Below are 17,604 nucleotides of genomic sequence, written 5' to 3'. Positions count from 1 at the left end.
GGCGGCGGAGCGATCCGCCGCCCCGTTCTCATGTGCGACAACGTAAGAGATCTGGACATGGCCCGTATCGGCGGTATCCCCGACACCCTCGACGAACAGGTCGTCCGGTTTTCGCAGCAGCCGTTGAAACAGCCGGTCATGCTCAACAGCGTGCCCAAGGGCGGCACGCATCTGTTGCGCAACATCATGCGGATGTTCGTCCCCGTCGAACAGCACTACAAGGCCGACTTCGTTCAGGTGCCGAACATGCATCTGCACCTGGACGCCTTCAATCCGCATGCGCCGATGATAAGTGCAGCACACCTGCTGTTCAGCGACCAATCCTACGCCAATGTGCGGACGGCGCGGCACGTTCTGATGGTGCGCGATCCCTACGACTGGGTGCTGGCGCGGGCGCGCTTCTTCGTGTCCGAGGAGTTTCAGCAGGACAATATCGCACACCTGAAATCCGGCGTGTTCTCAGCCGACGCCCTGATCAACATGATGATCTTCGGCATCCATCAGAAGTCGCCTGGCCTGATCGATATCTTCATGCACAATGCGGCCGCCTGGCTGGGTACGGGCGTGCATCTCATCCGGTACGAGGATCTGCTGGGCGCCATTCAGTCCATCGACTCGCCGCAGGCTGACATCTTGTTCGCCGAGCTGTTCAAGGCTTGCGGGATCGAGCGACCCGACGACTGGCGCGAGAGGGCCGTCATTGGCGCAGACCGGCGCTATAGCCGCACGGCCCGGGAAAACCTCAAGCCGGCCAAAGCCATCACCTTCCCTGCGGAGCTTTCACCGACGCAAAAGGCTCTCGTGGACTTTCACGCGCCGGGTCTGCGGGCGCTGCTCGGCTACGTCTGATCCGCGATCGCCGCGATCCAGTCGGGCAGTTCGCCGATGCGGGCCAGGAAGACGTAGCGGGGCTCGTTCACGGGTGCGTCGGCCAGTTCGTGGGCCCAGGTGACGTGGTAGGGGATGTGGACGCCGAAGGCGCCGGCGGCGATGGCGGGCAGGACGTCGGACTTCATGGAGTTGCCGGCCATGACGGCCTCGACGGCGCCGGTGCCGTGGCGGGTGAAGATGCGGTCGTAGGTCGTGCGGTCCTTTTCGGAGACGATCTCGACGGCGCTGAAACGGTCGCCCAGGCCCGAGGCGGCCAGCTTGCGTTCTTGGTCCAAGAGGTCGCCCTTGGTGATCAGGACGAGGCGGTATTTCTCGGACAGTTCGGCGACGACCTCGTCCACGCCGGGCAGGGTCTCGACCGGGTGGGCCAGCATCTCGCGGCCGGCGCCCAGGATTTCGCGCACGACATGGGGCGGGGCCTCGCCGTTCGTCAGCTCCATCGCCGTCTCGATCATCGACAGGGTGAAGCCCTTGATGCCGTAACCGTAGAGACGCAGATTGCGTTGTTCGGTCTCGGCGAGACGCGCCTCGATGGTCGGTTCGTCGCCGTGGTCGGCCAGAAGATCGACGAACCGCGCATGGGTCAGGCGGAAGATCGTCTCGTTGTGCCAGAGGGTGTCGTCGGCATCGAGGCCGACCGTGGTGATGCTCATGCCGCGCCCCTATCATGGGACGAACCAGGAGGGGAGACGCGATGAACGGATCGGCTGTGGTGATCGGTGCGACGGGCGGCATCGGCCGGGCGATGGTCGAGCAGATTTTGGCGAGCGGCGCGTTCGAGACGGTCTGGGCCGTGTCGCGGTCGGGCGCTGATGTGGCGGGCGCGCAAGGCCTGGCGGCCGATCTGGAGGACGAGGCCGGTCTGGTCCGCGCCGCCGAACGGATCGGCCAGGGGCCGGCGCCGACCTTGATCGTGCTGGCGACCGGCGTGCTGCACGACGGGTTTCAGCCGGAGCGGTCCTTACGCCAGCTCGATGCCGATCACATGCTGCGGGACTACCGAATCAATGCGGTCGGGCCGGCGCTGGCGGCCAAACACCTGCTGCCGCTGATGCCGCGGGATCGGCGGGCGGTGTTCGCGGCCCTGTCGGCGCGGGTGGGGTCGATAGGCGACAACCGGCTGGGCGGCTGGCACGCCTATCGCGCATCCAAGGCGGCGCTGAACATGATCCTGCGCAATCTGGCTGTCGAGATGGGGCGCAGCCACCCGAAGGCGGTGATCGCCGGCCTGCATCCCGGCACGGTGGATACGGGGCTGAGCGCGCCGTTCCAGAAGGGGGTGGCCGAGGGGCGGCTGTTCACCGCCGACCATTCCGCCGAGCGGCTGCTGGCGGTTCTGTCGGGCCTGACGCCGGCCGACAGCGGCGGGGTCTTCGCCTGGGACGGGGCGCGGGTGCCGGAATGACGCGCCAATAACGCGCAGTCGTGACTTGAGCCAAAGGGGCGTCTGGCCTCAGATGCCGTCCATGCGCGTCAGAGTTTCCGCCCGGCTTTTCAGCCTCTTGTTGCTCGGCCTGCCGTTGAACGGCCCGGCGATGGCCCAGCCGGCCGGCTCGGCCCTGTCGATCCAGTCCGTATCGGCGCCCCAGACGCGAGACCGCGTCCGTCTGAACCAGCGGGTGTTCGACCGGGTGTGGAGCGAGGTCCGGCGCGGCTATTACGACCCGACCCTGCACGGCGTGGACTGGAACGCGGCGCGGGCGCAGTTCCGGCCCCAGGCCCTGGTGGCGACCGACGAGCGGGGGCTGTACCGGGTCATCAACGAGATGCTGGACCTGCTGGACGACGGCCATGCGGCCGCCAGCCCCCCGGCCGCCGTGCGCCGCCAGGAGGCTCAGTTCGCGCGGCGGGCCGTGATGGGGCTGACCCTGATGCGGGGCGAGACGCCCGACGACTGGACCATCGAACGCATCCGGCCCGGTTCGCCGGCCGAGGAGGCGGGGGTGCAACTGGGCTGGTCGCTGAACTCGGTCGACGGTCGGCCCTGGGGGCCGGATGTCGAGACGCACGAAGGACAGCCGGTGCAGCTGGTCCTGACGGACGAGACGGGTCAGCGGCACGAGACCGCCCTGACGCCGCGCGTAATGGACGCGGTCGAGCCGTTCACGGCGGACAAGTCGCGGCCGGGCGTGCTGGTGCTGCGGGTCGAGCAGTTCGACAAGGGGCTGGGCGCCTGGATGGGCAGCGAGCTGGAAGGTTTGCCGGCCGATGTCGATGTGGTGCTGGACCTGCGCGGCAATCCGGGGGGGCGTTTGATGGAGGCGGAGGCCGTCCTGACCTGTTTCCTGCCCGCCAATCAGGCCTGGGCCACGCGGAGGGGGCGCAGCGGCCGGGCGGTGGTGCTGAGGGCGGCGGGCGACTGCGGCGACCGGCGCGATCCCCTGGCCAATGACGTCGCGGTGCTGGTGGACCAGGGCAGCCGAAGCGCGGCGGAACTGACGCCTGCCGCCTTGCAGGAGGCGCGTCGCGGGATCGTGGTGGGCGAGAAGACGGGGGGATCTGTGCTGATCGCGCAGGAGACCAATCTGCCCGACGGTGGGAAACTGACGCTCAGCCGAGCCGATTTCGTGACCTCGGGCGGCATGCGGCTGGAAAAGCGGGGCGTCACGCCCGACATCGCCGCGCCCCGCAGCGTGGCCCAGCGCCGCGCCGGCGACGACCCCGCGCTGGAGGCCGCCATCGCGGCGCTTCAGGCGGAGGATCGGGCTCGGACGGACACCGCCGCCAGCGGCATCTAGATCAGCAGCATTTGAAGCCGCCGGCCCCGCCAAAACGGCGCTGTTCGTGCAGACGGAAGAAGGCCGTCTTGTCCAGCGGCGGCTGGTCGGCGTGGGTCGCGGTCGCATGGGCGACGTAGGCGTCATAATCCGGCTGGCCGATCATGGCGCCCGCCGTGCGCCTGACGCCGCGACCCCACCGCAGGGCGGTGTCGCGGCACAGGCAGAGCAGGTCCTCGTTCGAGGGGTTAGGCACGGGCGATGTCCGCGGCTTCGTCGGCCGGCGTCAGGTCGTGCGCTTCGGGATATTCGCGCACGGTCGGCCGGTTGTTGCGGTAGGCCTTGCGGCACGCCAGCACGCCGTAGATCACCATGGTGACGACCACGAACAGGAAGCCCGCCGTCAGCGTCGAGTTGACGTAGTCGTTGACGATGATGCGGTGCATGTCGCCGACGCTCTTGGCCGGGGCGATCAGCTCGCCGGCGCCCAAGGCCTCCTGATACCTGCGGGCGTGGGCCAGGAAGCCGATGCGGACCTCGGGGTGGAACAGCTTCTGCAAGCCGGCCGTCAGGGTGCAGATCAACAGCCAGGTCGCCGGAACCATGGTGACCCAGGCGTATCTCTCGCGCTTCATCTTGAACAGGACGACGGTGCCGAGGATCAGGGCGACGGCGGCCAGCATCTGGTTGGCGATGCCGAACAGGGGCCACAGGCTGTTGATGCCGCCCAGCGGATCGACAACGCCGGTGTAGAGGAAGTAGCCCCACAGACCGACCGTCAGGGCCGTGGCGACGACGTTGGCGCTCCACGACTTGGTCTCGCGCATCTTGGGCACGGCGACGCCCAGCAGGTCCTGGATCATGAAGCGGCAGACGCGGGTGCCGGCGTCGACCGTGGTCAGGATGAACAGGGCCTCGAACAGGATGGCGAAGTGATACCAGAAGGCCATCATGGCCTGGCCGCCGATGACGCTGGACAGGATGTGGGCCATGCCGACCGCCAGGGTCGGGGCGCCGCCCGCGCGTGACAGGATCGAGTTCTCGCCCACGTCTCGGGCCAGTTGCTCAAGCTCTCCGGGCGTGATGTGGAAGCCCCACTGGGCGACCGCGGCGGCGGCCGAGACCGCATCGTTGCCGATGAGGGCGACCGGGCTGTTCATGGCGAAATAGACCGCCGGGTCCAGGACCGTGGCGGCGATCAGGGCCATGACGGCGACGAAGCTTTCGCACAGCATGGCGCCATAGCCGATCAGCGGGATCTGGTTCTCGTTCTCCAGCAGCTTGGGCGTGGTGCCCGACGAGATCAGGGCGTGGAAGCCTGAGACCGCTCCGCAAGCAATGGTGATGAACAGGAAGGGGAACAGGGCACCCGCGAAGACCGGGCCGGTGCCGTCGATGAAGGGGGTGACGGCCGGCATCTGCAGGTGCGGACGCACGATCAGGATGCCGATGGCCAGGGCCACGATGGCGCCGATCTTCAGGAAGGTCGACAGATAGTCGCGCGGCGCCAGCAGCAGCCAGACCGGAATGACCGAGGCGATGAAGCCATAGACCATCATCAGGATGGCCAGGGTCGGGCCGGTCAGGGTGAAGGCCGGACCCCAGAACGGGTCGGCCGCGACATGGCCGCCGCCGATGATGGCCAGGATCAGCAGGACGACGCCGATGACCGAAATCTCGCCCACGCGGCCGGGCCGTAGATAGCGGGTGTACAGGCCCATGAAGATGGCGATGGGGATGGTGGCGGCGACGGTGAAGGTGCCCCAGGGGCTCTCGGCCAGGGCCTTGACCACGACCAGGGCCAGAACGGCCAGGATGATGACCATGATCATCAGGACGCCGACTTGGGCGATGATGCCGGGGATGGTGCCCATCTCGGTGCGGATCATATCTCCGAGGGATTTGCCGTCGCGACGCGTGGACATGAACAGGACGATCATGTCCTGCACCGCGCCCGCCAGAACCACGCCGACCAGGATCCACAGCACGCCGGGCAGATAGCCCATCTGGGCGGCCAGCACCGGCCCGACCAGCGGCCCCGCGCCGGCGATGGCGGCGAAGTGGTGACCGAACAGGACGTTGCGGGGCGTCGGCACATAGTCCAGCCCGTCGTTGCGGCGCATGGCCGGCGTCAGGCGCGCAGGCTCCAGCTTCAGCACCTTGTTGGCCAGGAAGCGGGCGTAGAACCGATAGGCGATGGCGTAGGTGCAGACGGCGGCGACCACCATCCAGACCGCACTGATGCTCTCGCCCTGATGCAGGGCGATGACACCGAGGGACACGGCCCCCAGAATGGCGATGGCGCCGAAAATTATGGGTGTGCTGAGTTTGCCCACGACAGATCCCTCTCCCGGCCGGCTGGCTGCGGCCCTCGCCCTTGGTTTGCACCACAATGCGGGACAAGGCCAATCGACTAAAGTCGTAGAAAATCGGGCCAGACGCCTTCGCGAACAGCTTTCCTCAAAGGACAAGAATGACCAAACAAAAAGGGGGCTGGTTCGACCAGCCCCCTTATCGGTTCGACGGCTTGAAGCCGATCAGTCCTGATACACCTCGCCCGAGCCGGTGATGGTGCTGTTCACATTGGCGGCGCGGGTGGCCAGGGCGACGTCGCCGGAGCCGGCGATGACGACCTTGACCTGGCCCGACGGGGCGATGCGGGCGTCGCCTGAGCCGGCGATGTCCACCGAGGCGTCGCGGGTGGTCAGGTCGCCCAGGGAGGCGTCGCCCGACCCGGCGATGTCCACCTTCAGGTCGTCGGTGCGGCCCGAGGCCGTGACCTCGGCCGAGCCGGCGATGTCCAACGCCAGCGACGGCTGGTCATAGGCGTTGATCAGCAGATCGCCCGAACCGTTGGCGTTGAAGCGGTTCACCTTCGGGGCGGTGATCACGACCTTCAGCTCGTCGCGCTCGGAGCGTGCGGTGAAGTTGCCGCTGCTCCAGCCGAACACGACCCGCTCGTCGCCGTCGCCCAGGTCAAGCCGGCCATCGACCAGGCGGACCCGGTCGGTCAGACCCTTGGGCCCGGTGATGACGACGGTGTTCGCATCGCCCTGGATGTATTCGACGTCGATGCTGGAATCGACGGTCAGGCTCTCGCCGCCGGTCCAGGGAATGGTGCGGGTGGTGAGGGGACCGAGGTCGTCGGTCCCACCGCCCTTGACCCGCTCGAAGCGGACGCTCTCGCCATTGTCGTCCTTGAAGGTCCAGGCCCAGCCGTGGCGCTGGAGGTCGTGGCCGCCGATGGCGAGGGCGCCGCCGACGGTGACCAGGCACAGCACCAGGGCGGCGCCGGCGATGATGAACAGGGTGCGGATCATGCCGAAACTCCCGAAACAGGCGTGGATTGAGTGGGCGAAGACTCCAGCGCCGGCTTCAGCAGGCGATAGTGCAGGCGGGCGAACCAGACGACGCCGTTGACCAGCCAGATGGTGAAGATGGCCAGCAGGGCGCCGATGAAGACGGAGCCGGCCATCAGGCCCAGACCCATCAGAATCGCCGCGAACGGTCCGCCGGGGAAGCCGGCGAAGGGTCCGGCGACCATGATCACGCCGCCGCAGATGAACAGGGCGATGGCGGCGATGAAGAAGCCGAACACGGTCCCGACCACGCCCATCAGCAGGGGCAGCAGGATCAGGATGTCGAGCGCCCCCAGACCCAGGACCGCGAAGACGGCGGCGGCGGCGGCGGAGGGATTCTTCTCCTGATGCCAGCGCTGGATGCCGGCCTCGGCCTTCAGCTCGCGGGCCAGGCGGATCGGATCACCTAGCGCGGTCGCGACTTCGGCCTCGGTCCGGCCGGCGGCGATGCCGTCGTCGAAATGGGTTTGATAGTCGGCGATGATGTCGTTGGCGGTCGCGGTCGGCAGGCCGACGAGGCCTTCCTTCAGACGATCGATGAACTCGGCGCGCGTCATTGTGCGGCTCCCTGATCGGCGTCGTTCGCCACGACGGCGTCGACGGCCTTGGTGAAGGCGGACCATTCGGCAGTCTGGGCGGCGAGGGCCCCCCGGCCCGCTTCGGTCAGTCGATAGTATTTGCGTGAAGGCCCGGCGGAGGATTCGACCAGATAGGTCTCCACCTGTCCGTCGGACTGCATGCGGCGCATCAGGGGGTAGATGGTTCCTTCCCCCATATCGATCGCGTCCGACAGGCGGCTGGCGATCTCGTAGGCGTAGCTGTCCGCCCGGTTCAGAAGCGCCAGGACGCAAAGCCCAAGCACTCCCTTCTTCAGCTGTATCTCGATGGTTTCAGGCACCTCGGCTCTCCTGTTGATGACCATTGACTACGGCAAGGTATCTGTTGATGCAAGGTAGCTGGCGAAACATGACAGCGATTTAATCGAGGCCTGTTGACGGCGGCTTTGCGGCCTCTGTGGCGTTGATCGCTTGGCAAGCGGAAAGCGATCCGATAGGTGACCGACATCGCCGGGCGTGGGAATCGCGCCAGCGTGATCTCTTGCGAGCCATTCGCAAGTATCTGCTGCAAAACGGTTTTATGGGGAAGTCTCGTATGGGGATGGGCAAGCGAGCCCTAGGGACGCTCAAAGGAGCTTCGGCTTCTGCGTCTTCGATCGTTCTGGGCGCCGGACTGGCGATGTTCGCCGCGTCGCCGACGTGGGCGCAGGACCTGATGGGCCAGCCGACGCCGGGCGGCATCGGCTTGCAGCCGGCCGCGTCGCCGCTGAAGCATGATGCGCACTTCTTCCACGACGTGATCCTGATGCCGATCATCACGGCCATCACCTTGCTGGTGCTGGGCCTGCTGGCGTGGATCGTGTTCCGCTACAACAAGAAGTCCAATCCGACGCCTGCGCGCTGGAGCCACAACACCACGGTCGAGATCATCTGGACCGTGCTGCCGGTGGTGATCCTGGTCTTCATCTCCCTGTTCTCGTTCCGCCTGCTGTTCGCCTATCACGACATGCCGACGCCGGACGTGACGGTGAAGGTGACCGGCAACCAGTGGAACTGGGCCTATGAGTACCCGGACCAGGGCGTCGCCGAATACATCTCCAACATGCTCCCGGAAGAGGAAGCCAAGGCCAAGGGCGTGCCGTATCGCTTAGCCGCGACCGAGCCGATGGTCGTGCCGGTCGGCAAGACCGTGCAACTGGTCATCACCGCTTCCGACGTCATTCACGCCGTCGCCCTGCCGGCGTTCGGCCTGAAGACCGACGCCGTTCCCGGCCGGATCAACACCACTTGGTTCAAGGCCGAGCGCACCGGCGTCTTCTATGGCCAGTGCTCGGAACTGTGCGGTGTCGATCACGCCTTCATGCCGCTGGAAATCCGGGTCGTGACCCAGGCCCAGTTCGAACAGTGGATCGCCTCCAAGGGCGGCTCGATGACCCCGAAGGTCGCAGAGCCCGCGCCGGCCGCCGCTCCGGCAGTCACTCCGGCCGTCGGGGCGCCCGCCGCCGGTGAAGCCGCCGAGGCCGCTCCGGCCGCCGCACCCGTCGGCGCCACCGCTGACCAACCCGTTCCCGCCGCGGCGCCCGCCGCGCCGGCCGCCCAGTAAGAGGCGAACAGACATATGGCTGACGCTATCGTAACCCGCGACGCGACCGACCTCGGTCACGCTCACGACCACCATCACCACGACGACCACAAGGTGGGCTTCTTCACCCGCTGGTTCCTGTCCACCAACCACAAGGACATCGGCACCCTGTATCTGATGTTCGCCATCATGGCGGGCATCGTGGGCGGCGCCCTGTCGGGCCTGATCCGTTGGGAACTGGCCGAGCCGGGCATCCAGCTGTTCCGGGAAGGCTCGTCGATCCAGCTGCTGGGTCTCGTGGAGCAGTCCAAGCACGGCTACAATGTCACCGTAACGGCCCACGCCCTGATCATGATCTTCTTCATGGTCATGCCCGCCATGATCGGCGGCTTCGGCAACTGGTTCGTGCCGATCATGATCGGCGCGCCGGACATGGCCTTCCCGCGCATGAACAACATCTCGTTCTGGCTGCTGGTGGCCGCATGGTGCCTGCTGGTCCTGTCGATGTTCGTCGACGGGGGACCGGGCAAGGGCTTCGGCGGGGGCTGGACGGCCTATCCGCCGCTGTCGACCACGGGCCACGTCGGGCCGGCCTTCGACCTGGCCATCTTCGCCCTGCACGTCGCGGGCGCCAGCTCGATCCTGGGCGCGATCAACTTCATCACCACCATCCTGAACATGCGCGCGCCGGGCATGACGATCCACCGGATGCCGCTGTTCGCCTGGTCGGTGCTGATCACCGCCTTCCTGCTGCTGCTGAGCCTGCCCGTTCTGGCCGGCGCCATCACCATGCTGCTGACGGACCGCAACTTCGGCACCCACTTCTTCGATCCCGCCGGCGGCGGCGATCCGGTCATGTACCAGCACCTGTTCTGGTTCTTCGGCCACCCGGAAGTGTACATCCTGATCCTGCCGGGCTTCGGCATCATCAGCCACATCGTCTCGACCTTCAGCCGCAAGCCCGTGTTCGGCTATCTGGCCATGGCCTACGCCATGGTGGCCATTGGCTTCGTCGGCTTCATCGTGTGGGCGCACCACATGTACACGGTCGGCATGAGCATCAATCTGCGCGCCTATTTCATCGCCGCCACCATGATCATCGCGGTGCCGACGGGCGTGAAGATCTTCAGCTGGATCGCCACCATGTGGGGCGGGTCCATCAGCTTCAAGACGCCCATGCTGTGGGCGATCGGCTTCATCTTCCTGTTCACCGTCGGCGGCGTGACCGGCGTGGTCCTGTCCAACGCCGGCATCGATTACAGCCTGCACGACACCTATTACGTGGTGGCCCACTTCCACTACGTCCTGTCGCTGGGCGCCGTCTTCGCGATCTTTGCGGGCTTCTACTACTGGTTCGAGAAGATGTTCGGCGTGAAGTACAACGAGTTCCTGGGCGCGACCCACTTCTGGATCATGTTCGTGGGCGTGAACCTGGTGTTCTTCCCGCAGCACTTCCTGGGTCTGCAGGGTATGCCGCGTCGCTACATCGACTATCCGGACGCCTACACCCTGTGGAACCAGGTGTCGTCGATCGGCTATGCGATCACGGCCTTCGGCGTGCTGATCTTCCTGATCATGCTGGCCGAGGCGGCGATCCGTCGTCGTCCGGGCGTCGCCAACCCGTGGGGCGAAGGCGCCACGACCCTGGAGTGGACCCTGTCCTCGCCGCCCCCGACGCACCAGTTCAACGAGCTGCCGGTGGTCAAGGGCGACGAACACTAAAAACCCCTCCCGTCACCCTCGGGCTTGTCCCGAGGGCCCACGGCGGAAGCGGATTCAAAAGACTGCGAAGGGCCTCGGGCGGAATGTTCGAGGCCCTTTTCGTATCTCGGAGACCTAGAGCCTGATCGGCTGAGGTGGAATCGCTTCGCGATTCCGCAGATGCCGTGAATCAGGCTCCAGATTTATGCTGAAGCGAAATCTGAGCCGAGCTCGACTTCGTCCAACTCAACCGATTTCGCTCTAGACCCTCGGGACAAGCCCGAGGGTGACGGTGTAGAAGATGACCATCGTGACCCCGACAGACCTCAACACACCCACCATCTCGACCGCCCAGCCGGAGGATTTCTTCCAGCTGCTCAAGCCACGCGTCATGTCGCTGGTGGTGTTCACCGCCGCGACGGGCCTGGTGGTGGCGCCGGGGTCGATCAATCCGCTGGTCGCGGCCATCGCCGTGCTGTGCATCGCCGTGGGCGCGGGCGCGGCGGGCGCCCTGAACATGGCGCTGGAAGGCGAGACCGACGCCCTGATGCGGCGCACGCGCGGGCGGCCGGTGGCGGCGGGGCGGGTCAAGAAGAACGACGCCATGGCGTTCGGCGTCATCCTGAGCCTGTTCTCGGTCATGCTGCTGGGGATGAATGCGAACTGGCTGGCGGCCGGTCTGCTGGCCATGACCATCGTCTATTACGCCGGCTTCTACACCCTGCTGCTGAAGCGCAGGACGCCCCAGAACATCGTCATCGGCGGGGCGGCGGGCGCCTTTCCGCCGGTGATCGGCTGGGCGGCGGCGACGGGCCAGGCGCCGTGGCAGGCCTGGCTCTTGTTCGCCATCATCTTCCTGTGGACCCCGCCGCACAGCTGGGCGCTGGCGCTGTATTCGGCCGGCGACTACGCCAAGGCGGGCATTCCGATGATGCCGGTGGCGAAGGGTGCGAAGTCCACGCGGTTGCAGATACTGCTCTACACCCTGGTCTTCGTGCCGGTCGCCATTGCGCCCGCCTTCGTGGGTCTGGGCGGGCTGATCTATCTGGTCGTGTCGGTGGCCGGCGGCCTGGGCTTCCTGGGGCTGGCGCTGCGCCTGTATCGTTCGCGCGCGGGCGACGAACCCGACAAGGCCGAGGCCGTGGGACGCGAGGCCGCATTGTATGATGTGCGCGCCCAGGCCAAACCGGCGCGAGACCTGTTCGCCTTTTCCATCCTCTATCTGATGGCCCTGTTCTCGGCCCTTCTGGTCGAGGCCTTGTCCGGTCTGGGAGCGTAAAACCATGCGTCTGACGCCTGAGGAACTTCGCGCGCGCAAGCGTCGCAACGCCTGGATCGCGGCGGCTCTGGTCGCCTTCATCGTCCTGGTCTTCACCACCACCGTTCTGCGGCTGCAGCAGAACCAGGCGAGCGAGCGGGCGCTGCTGGAGGCGGCGACGGGGACCACGGCGCAATGAACGCGAACCGCAAGAATCTGATCGCCATCGTCTGCGTCTTCGGCGTGATGGGGATGACGGGGGCGGCGTTCGCGGCGGTGCCGCTGTACCGGATGTTCTGCCAGGTCACCGGCTTCGGCGGCACGACGATGAAGGCCGACAAGGCCTCGGACATCGTGCTGGACGAGACGGTGCTGGTGCGGTTCGACACCAATGTCCGCGGCCTGCCGATGACCTTCAAGGCCGAACAGTCGACGCAGCGCGTGCGAATCGGCGAGACGGGCCTGGCCTATTTCGACGTGACCAACACCTCGGACAAGCCGATCCAGGTGCGGGCCAGCTACAACGTCTCGCCCGAACAGACGGGGCCATATTTCCAGAAGCTGCAATGCTTCTGCTTCACCGATCAGACGCTGGCGGCCGGCGAGACGCGTCAGTTCCCGATGCAGTATTTCATCGCCCCCGAACTGGCCACCGACCGCGAGGCCAAGGGCGCGCGCGACATCACCCTGAGCTACACCTTCTATCCGTCCGTGGATGCACCCAAGGCGTGAGCAAGCCCGGCGTGGACTTTCCGGGCGTCGGCTGCGGGCTGGTGATCCAGCGGGCCGACGGGCGGGTGCTGCTGTGCAAGCGGCTGAAGGCGCCCGAGGCCGGGTTCTGGAACATCGTCGGCGGCAAGATCGACCTGATGGAAACCTCCGACATCGCCGCGCGCCGCGAGGCCGAGGAGGAGAGCGGGCTCAAGATCGGCGCCGTCGACTTCCTGTGCGTGGCCGAAGAGGTCATCCCCGCCGACGGCCAGCACTGGGTGTCGCTGATCTATGTCACGCGCGACTTCACCGGCGAGGCGACGCTGACCGAACCGGACAAGCTGTCGGAGATCGGCTGGTTCGACCTCGACGACCTGCCCCAACCGCTGTCGGCGTTTTCGGCCAAGGCGTTCGCAGCGTTGAAGGCGCAATAGTCACCGCCGTCACCCTCGGGCTTGTCCCGAGGGCCCACCGTTGACGAGGCTCCATATCGCCGCTGGGCCGCCGCCTGTGGGCAACCCTCCATGTCAGAGACTGCACCCGCCGTGGGCCCTCGGGACGAGCCCGAGGGTGACGGAATGAGGGATGGGCTGTTTGCGTCGGCGCGCGTTCCGTTCCAGCGTGCAGCCTGCACGGCGAACTGACGGAGACGGGATTTGCGCGGTCTGGACTTCACCAACTGGCACAGCCTGCTGCTCACCCTGCTGGGGCTGGCGCTGGTCACCCTGATCGGCATGGGCATACGGCTGGTGATGATGTTCACCATCCAGCAGCGGCGTGAGCGGATGAACCGCCAGATCAACGAACGGCTCAAGACGCTGATCGCGGCCTACAAGGTTCTGGGCGGGTCGTTCACCGGCGACCTGACCGTCGATCCGACGCACAAGCGCGATCTGAGCCGCCGCAATGCGTCGGACGGCGAGGCGGGGCTGGATCTGAGCGCCGAAACGGCGGCGGGATCCGACCGCACCCGGCGCATCCGCGACGCGGTGGAGGCGTCGCTGGCTGACATCATCCTGCTGGGGACGGAGGATCAGGTGCGGCTGGCGCAACAGGCGGCGCGCGAGCTGGTCGCCGGGCGGCCGGTGCGAACACATGAGCTGGTGGTGTCGTTGCGTGACTTCATTCGCCAGGCGCTGGACCTGGCGCCGGTTCCGACCGGGGCGGACATTCCGCTGCAAGGACCGACACGGCCGTCGTCGAGCGGAGGCCGGGGCGGCGGGACTGGCGGCGGGGGAGGCGGCGGCGGCGGTATGGGGGGCGGTATGGGCGGAGGAATGGGCATGGGCGGCGGCGTGGGTTCGGCTTCCGACGATCCCGCCAATCCGCCCGCGCGGGGAGCTTGAGAGACGTTCGCGGTTTCGAACAAGGCCGAAACACGGCGTGGCTCTGGCGTCGGACAAATGGGGACGCTATAGCCGCTATAACAACCGACTCTGGCCGACGAAGAGACGCGATACATGGCTGACGCCCACGCCACTCCGCAGCACGACTACCATCTGGTGCCGCCCAGCCCCTGGCCGCTGCTATCGTCCGTTGCGGCGACCATCATGTTCATCGGCGCGGTGATCTGGATGAAGGGTCTGGCCCCGGCCGAGAACGGTCCGATCGCCGCCAACTTCCTGGCCGAGGGCAAGTCGGGCGTCTTCTTCGCCGGTCTGGCGGGCGTGCTGATCTCGGCCTTCGGCTGGTGGGCCGACGTGATCAAGGAATCCAAGGCGGGCGACCATACGCCGGTCGTGTCCATCGGCCTGCGTTACGGCATGATCCTGTTCATCGCGTCGGAGGTGATGTTCTTCGTCGCCTTCTTCTGGATGTTCTTCGACATGGCCCTGTTCCATGAATCGCGGGCGCTGACGCCGGAAGTCGGGACCTGGGCCGACACCGCCAAGGCCTGGTCGACCTGGCCGCCCCAGGGCGTCGAGGTCCTGAGCCCCTGGCAGCTGCCGCTTCTGAACACCGTGACCCTGCTGCTGAGCGGCTGCACCGTCACCTGGGCGCACCACGCGATCCAGGTCGGCGACCGCAAGGGCGCCAAGATCGCCCTGGGCATCACCGTGGCGCTGGGCGTGATCTTCACCTGCGTCCAAGCCTATGAGTATCACCACATCCTGCACGAGCACCTGTTCTTCAACGAAGAGGCGATCAACTCGGGCCTGTATGGTTCGATCTTCTTCATGGCGACCGGCTTCCACGGCTTCCACGTCCTGATCGGCACCATCTTCCTGGCGGTCTGCCTGATCCGCCTGCTGGCCGGCGACTTCACCCCGCAGAAGCATTTCGGCTTCGAGGCGGCGGCCTGGTACTGGCACTTCGTGGACGTGGTCTGGCTGTTCCTGTTCGCCTTCGTCTATGTCGTCTTCGGTTGATCCAAGACGGTCCTGAAGACCTCAAGACGGCGCGGGACGAGGGATCGTCCCGCGCCGTCGTCGTTTCCGATACGCCGGTTCGCGCGGCCCTGCGCGGGCGCTGTCCCCGATGCGGGCAGGGCGCGCTGTTCGCGGGCTTTCTGAAGGTGCGACCGGCCTGCGAGGCGTGCGGCCTGGACTATTCGACCATCCAGACAGGCGACGGCCCCGCCAGCTTCATCATGCAGATCGCCGGCTTTATCGTCGGGTTCTCGGCCCTGTTCGTCGAGATCAAATATCATCCGCCCATGTGGCTGCATCTGATCGTCTGGCTGCCCTTGGTGGTCGCCCTGTCGCTGGCCTTGATGCGGCCGGGACGGGGGCTGATGATCGGGCTGCAATACCGGAATCAGCGATGAAGCGTTTTCCCTGGATACTGACCGTGCTGACGGTCCTGGCCCTGATCCTGCTGATCGGCCTGGGCGTATGGCAGGTCGAGCGGCTGAAGTGGAAGGAAGGCCTGATCGCGGCGGCCGATGTGGCGGCGGCGAAACCGCCCGCGCCGCTGGATCAGGTGTTGACGGAAGGCGATCTGGAGTTCCGCAAGGCGCTGATGGTCTGTCCGGGCCTGGCCAGCGCGCCCTTCATCGAACTGCAGAGCATCCATGACGGCGAGGCGGGGGTGCGGCTGATCTCGGCGTGCAAACCGGCGGGGGCGGATTTCAGCCTGCTGATCGACCGGGGCTTCGTCGGCGACGGCGTGACCGCGCGGCCGCGCGTGGTGGAGACCACCCTGCCGCTGGTGATGGTCGGAGAGTTCCGCACCTTCGACAAGCCGGGCGCTATGAGCCCCGCCCCGAGGGACGGCCGCTTCTACGCCCGCGACACCGCCGCCATGGCCAAGGCGCTGAACGTCACGGGGCCGGTGCGACCCGAAGCCGTGTTCGCCGTCACCGCCGTCAATCCCGAGTTCGCGGCGCTTCGGCCGTCCGCGCCGCCCGCAGCGTTTTCGAACAACCATCTGGGCTATGCGATGACATGGTTCGGACTGGCGATCGCGCTTGTGGGTTTCTATGTGGCCCTGCTTCGACGTCGAACCAAGAAAGACGCTCCTCAAGCAGCCTCGCACCGCGTGCGAGGCGATAGGAAAGAATAAAGTCCTGACTTCCCTTCACACGCTGTCCAACGGCGTCCGCGTCATCTGCGACCCCATGCCGGGGCTCAAGACTTTAGCCGTCGTCGTCACCGTCAAGGGCGGGGCGCGGTGGGAGGCGGAGGATCGCTCCGGCTGGTCGCACCTGCTGGAACATCTGGTGTTCAAGGGCGCCGGCGACATGGCCGCGCGCGAGATCGTCGAGCGTATTGAGGCCGAGGGCGGCACGATCAACGCCTCCACCGGCTATGAGCGGACCAGTTTCGAGGTGCGCGGCCTGGACGGCTCGCTGCCGCTTGCCATGCAGGTGCTGTCGGACCTGGTGTTCCGCCCCACCCTGGACCCCGCCGAGATCGAGCGTGAAAAGGACGTGGTGGCCCAGGAGATCGCCGAGGCCTTCGACACGCCCGACGACCATGTGTTCGAGATGGTCCAGACCCGCGCCTTCACCGGCCAGCCGCTGGGTCGGCCGATCCTGGGCTCCATCGCCAGCCTGAAGCCGGCGGACAAGGCCAGCGTCGAGGCGTGGCGCGCGCGGCTGTATTCGCCCGACCGGATGGTGGTGTCGGTCTCGGGCGCGGTGGACGAGACCGAGCTGCTGGCGTTAGCCGAGCGCTGGTTCGGCGACGCCGTCGCGACCCCTGTCGAGGCGCCGGCGCCGGCTGCCTTCGTGGGCGGTCACGCCAAGCTGACGCGCAAGATCGAACAAGCCAATCTGGTGTTCCAGCTTCCGGCGCTTTCGGCGACCGATCCGGCCCTGTCGGCCATGCGGTTGTTCGGCGAGATCCTGGGCGGGGGCATGGCCTCGCGCCTGTTCCAGAGTGCACGCGAGGAGCGGGGCCTGGCCTACGCCATCGACGCCTATCAGGAGCCGTACGAGGACACGGGCGTGCTGGGCATCTATGCGGGCGCGGCGGCGGATCGGGCGAAGGAACTGGCCGAGGTGGCGGCGGCCGAGGTGCGGGCCATGGCCGAGGCCGGCCCGACCGAAAAGGAACTGTCGCGGGCCAAGGCGGTGATGAAGGCGGGTCTGTGGATGTCGGACGAGAACCCGATGAGCCGGGCCGGCCGCAACGCCGCCCAGACCCTGATCTTCGGCGCCCCGCGCTCCAGCCTGTCGATGACCGAACAGCTGGAAGCCCAGACGGTCGCGGACGTGCGGGCGGTCGGCGGGCGGTTGCTGGCGTCCGGCCAGGCGGCCAGCGCCGTGCTGGGGCCGAAGTCGGCGGGGCCGGCGGGCGAGGCGTTCGCGGCGGCCCTGTTCGGGGGATAAGCGGAACATCCGACCACCGTGATCGGTTAAGCTGGGCTTGAACCCGTTCACCCC

At 66.9% G+C, this 17,604-nt stretch carries 20 protein-coding genes; 14 read left to right on the top strand and 6 right to left on the bottom strand.

Annotated elements, in window-relative coordinates; all coding sequences use genetic code 11:
- Nucleotides 1-57 precede the first annotated feature (57 nt).
- On the top strand, nucleotides 58-849 hold the full coding sequence (locus ACP69V_RS11460) for a hypothetical protein (RefSeq protein WP_426023949.1): 792 nt from the start codon (nucleotides 58-60) through the stop codon (nucleotides 847-849).
- On the opposite strand, the gene ACP69V_RS11455 is transcribed toward ACP69V_RS11460, so the two are convergent.
- Nucleotides 840-1,544 carry an HAD family hydrolase gene (locus ACP69V_RS11455; protein ID WP_426023948.1) on the bottom strand — a complete coding sequence of 235 codons (705 nt, stop codon included), beginning with the start codon at nucleotides 1,542-1,544 and terminating at the stop codon, nucleotides 840-842. The genes ACP69V_RS11460 and ACP69V_RS11455 overlap by 10 nt on opposite strands.
- A gap of 41 nt (nucleotides 1,545-1,585) precedes the next feature.
- On the opposite strand from ACP69V_RS11455, the gene ACP69V_RS11450 reads away from it, so the two are divergent.
- On the top strand, nucleotides 1,586-2,296 hold the full coding sequence (locus ACP69V_RS11450; protein ID WP_426023947.1) for an SDR family NAD(P)-dependent oxidoreductase: 711 nt from the start codon (nucleotides 1,586-1,588) through the stop codon (nucleotides 2,294-2,296).
- A 61-nt stretch (nucleotides 2,297-2,357) separates the two neighbouring features.
- Nucleotides 2,358-3,629, top strand: a complete 1,272-nt coding sequence (locus tag ACP69V_RS11445; protein WP_426023946.1) for a S41 family peptidase — start codon at nucleotides 2,358-2,360, stop codon at nucleotides 3,627-3,629.
- A gap of 1 nt (nucleotide 3,630) precedes the next feature.
- Here ACP69V_RS11445 and ACP69V_RS11440 read toward each other — a convergent pair whose 3' ends face one another.
- From ACP69V_RS11440 to ACP69V_RS11420, 5 genes are all read right to left on the bottom strand, one after another.
- Complete coding sequence (locus ACP69V_RS11440) at nucleotides 3,631-3,864, bottom strand: YbdD/YjiX family protein (RefSeq protein WP_426023945.1); 234 nt, start codon at nucleotides 3,862-3,864, stop codon at nucleotides 3,631-3,633.
- Nucleotides 3,857-5,944, bottom strand: coding sequence for a carbon starvation CstA family protein (locus tag ACP69V_RS11435; protein ID WP_426023944.1), 2,088 nt, complete (start codon nucleotides 5,942-5,944; stop codon nucleotides 3,857-3,859). The genes ACP69V_RS11440 and ACP69V_RS11435 overlap by 8 nt, the downstream gene beginning before the upstream one ends.
- Nucleotides 5,945-6,145: 201 nt before the next feature.
- The gene (locus ACP69V_RS11430) at nucleotides 6,146-6,928 is read right to left on the bottom strand and encodes a GIN domain-containing protein (RefSeq protein WP_426023943.1); all 783 of its coding nucleotides are present in this window, start codon (nucleotides 6,926-6,928) and stop codon (nucleotides 6,146-6,148) included.
- A complete protein-coding gene (locus tag ACP69V_RS11425) occupies nucleotides 6,925-7,524 on the bottom strand; it encodes a DUF1700 domain-containing protein (RefSeq protein WP_426023942.1) in 600 nt (199 codons plus the stop codon). The genes ACP69V_RS11430 and ACP69V_RS11425 overlap by 4 nt, the downstream gene beginning before the upstream one ends.
- The gene (locus ACP69V_RS11420) at nucleotides 7,521-7,865 is read right to left on the bottom strand and encodes a PadR family transcriptional regulator (RefSeq protein ID WP_409718184.1); all 345 of its coding nucleotides are present in this window, start codon (nucleotides 7,863-7,865) and stop codon (nucleotides 7,521-7,523) included. The genes ACP69V_RS11425 and ACP69V_RS11420 overlap by 4 nt, the downstream gene beginning before the upstream one ends.
- A 254-nt stretch (nucleotides 7,866-8,119) precedes the next feature.
- Between ACP69V_RS11420 and coxB the strand changes: the two genes are divergently transcribed.
- From coxB to ACP69V_RS11365, 11 genes are all read left to right on the top strand, one after another.
- Complete coding sequence (gene coxB, locus ACP69V_RS11415) at nucleotides 8,120-9,127, top strand: cytochrome c oxidase subunit II (protein ID WP_426023941.1); 1,008 nt, start codon at nucleotides 8,120-8,122, stop codon at nucleotides 9,125-9,127.
- Nucleotides 9,128-9,142: 15 nt separating this feature from the next.
- A complete protein-coding gene (gene ctaD / locus ACP69V_RS11410) occupies nucleotides 9,143-10,828 on the top strand; it encodes a cytochrome c oxidase subunit I (protein WP_426023940.1) in 1,686 nt (561 codons plus the stop codon).
- 280 nt (nucleotides 10,829-11,108) lie between these two features.
- On the top strand, nucleotides 11,109-12,086 hold the full coding sequence (cyoE, locus tag ACP69V_RS11405) for a heme o synthase (protein WP_426023939.1): 978 nt from the start codon (nucleotides 11,109-11,111) through the stop codon (nucleotides 12,084-12,086).
- A gap of 4 nt (nucleotides 12,087-12,090) precedes the next feature.
- Complete coding sequence (locus ACP69V_RS11400; protein WP_426023938.1) at nucleotides 12,091-12,264, top strand: hypothetical protein; 174 nt, start codon at nucleotides 12,091-12,093, stop codon at nucleotides 12,262-12,264.
- Nucleotides 12,261-12,797: a cytochrome c oxidase assembly protein gene (locus ACP69V_RS11395; RefSeq protein ID WP_135194795.1), complete on the top strand. Its 537-nt coding sequence runs from the start codon at nucleotides 12,261-12,263 to the stop codon at nucleotides 12,795-12,797. The genes ACP69V_RS11400 and ACP69V_RS11395 overlap by 4 nt, the downstream gene beginning before the upstream one ends.
- Nucleotides 12,794-13,210: an NUDIX domain-containing protein gene (locus tag ACP69V_RS11390; RefSeq protein WP_426023937.1), complete on the top strand. Its 417-nt coding sequence runs from the start codon at nucleotides 12,794-12,796 to the stop codon at nucleotides 13,208-13,210. The genes ACP69V_RS11395 and ACP69V_RS11390 overlap by 4 nt, the downstream gene beginning before the upstream one ends.
- A 222-nt stretch (nucleotides 13,211-13,432) precedes the next feature.
- On the top strand, nucleotides 13,433-14,122 hold the full coding sequence (locus tag ACP69V_RS11385) for a hypothetical protein (RefSeq protein ID WP_426023936.1): 690 nt from the start codon (nucleotides 13,433-13,435) through the stop codon (nucleotides 14,120-14,122).
- A 114-nt stretch (nucleotides 14,123-14,236) separates the two neighbouring features.
- Nucleotides 14,237-15,145 carry a cytochrome c oxidase subunit 3 gene (locus ACP69V_RS11380; protein WP_426023935.1) on the top strand — a complete coding sequence of 303 codons (909 nt, stop codon included), beginning with the start codon at nucleotides 14,237-14,239 and terminating at the stop codon, nucleotides 15,143-15,145.
- Entirely contained in the window at nucleotides 15,142-15,543 is a 402-nt protein-coding gene (locus ACP69V_RS11375) for a DUF983 domain-containing protein (RefSeq protein WP_426023934.1), read from the top strand. The genes ACP69V_RS11380 and ACP69V_RS11375 overlap by 4 nt, the downstream gene beginning before the upstream one ends.
- Nucleotides 15,540-16,280, top strand: coding sequence for an SURF1 family protein (locus ACP69V_RS11370; protein WP_426023933.1), 741 nt, complete (start codon nucleotides 15,540-15,542; stop codon nucleotides 16,278-16,280). Before ACP69V_RS11375 ends, ACP69V_RS11370 begins: the two co-directional genes overlap by 4 nt.
- 55 nt (nucleotides 16,281-16,335) lie before the next feature.
- The gene (locus ACP69V_RS11365) at nucleotides 16,336-17,550 is read left to right on the top strand and encodes a M16 family metallopeptidase (RefSeq protein ID WP_426023932.1); all 1,215 of its coding nucleotides are present in this window, start codon (nucleotides 16,336-16,338) and stop codon (nucleotides 17,548-17,550) included.
- The last annotated feature ends 54 nt before the right edge of the window (nucleotides 17,551-17,604 follow it).

Source organism: Brevundimonas sp. PWP3-1b1 (genome assembly GCF_049896065.1).
Classification (GTDB): domain Bacteria; phylum Pseudomonadota; class Alphaproteobacteria; order Caulobacterales; family Caulobacteraceae; genus Brevundimonas; species Brevundimonas intermedia_B.
The sequence above is the reverse complement of the archived record's forward strand: the minus strand, read 5'-3'. Positions and strand labels throughout refer to the sequence as shown.

Coding starts and splice junctions, on each gene's coding strand:
- ACP69V_RS11460 (WP_426023949.1), top strand. CDS start 58: ATGGCCCGTATCGGCGGTATCCCCGACACCCTCGACGAACAGGTCGTC.
- ACP69V_RS11455 (WP_426023948.1), bottom strand. CDS start 1,544: ATGAGCATCACCACGGTCGGCCTCGATGCCGACGACACCCTCTGGCAC.
- ACP69V_RS11450 (WP_426023947.1), top strand. CDS start 1,586: ATGAACGGATCGGCTGTGGTGATCGGTGCGACGGGCGGCATCGGCCGG.
- ACP69V_RS11445 (WP_426023946.1), top strand. CDS start 2,358: ATGCGCGTCAGAGTTTCCGCCCGGCTTTTCAGCCTCTTGTTGCTCGGC.
- ACP69V_RS11430 (WP_426023943.1), bottom strand. CDS start 6,928: ATGATCCGCACCCTGTTCATCATCGCCGGCGCCGCCCTGGTGCTGTGC.
- ACP69V_RS11425 (WP_426023942.1), bottom strand. CDS start 7,524: ATGACGCGCGCCGAGTTCATCGATCGTCTGAAGGAAGGCCTCGTCGGC.
- coxB (WP_426023941.1), top strand. CDS start 8,120: ATGGGGATGGGCAAGCGAGCCCTAGGGACGCTCAAAGGAGCTTCGGCT.
- ctaD (WP_426023940.1), top strand. CDS start 9,143: ATGGCTGACGCTATCGTAACCCGCGACGCGACCGACCTCGGTCACGCT.
- cyoE (WP_426023939.1), top strand. CDS start 11,109: ATGACCATCGTGACCCCGACAGACCTCAACACACCCACCATCTCGACC.
- ACP69V_RS11400 (WP_426023938.1), top strand. CDS start 12,091: ATGCGTCTGACGCCTGAGGAACTTCGCGCGCGCAAGCGTCGCAACGCC.
- ACP69V_RS11395 (WP_135194795.1), top strand. CDS start 12,261: ATGAACGCGAACCGCAAGAATCTGATCGCCATCGTCTGCGTCTTCGGC.
- ACP69V_RS11380 (WP_426023935.1), top strand. CDS start 14,237: ATGGCTGACGCCCACGCCACTCCGCAGCACGACTACCATCTGGTGCCG.
- ACP69V_RS11370 (WP_426023933.1), top strand. CDS start 15,540: ATGAAGCGTTTTCCCTGGATACTGACCGTGCTGACGGTCCTGGCCCTG.
- ACP69V_RS11365 (WP_426023932.1), top strand. CDS start 16,336: ATGCCGGGGCTCAAGACTTTAGCCGTCGTCGTCACCGTCAAGGGCGGG.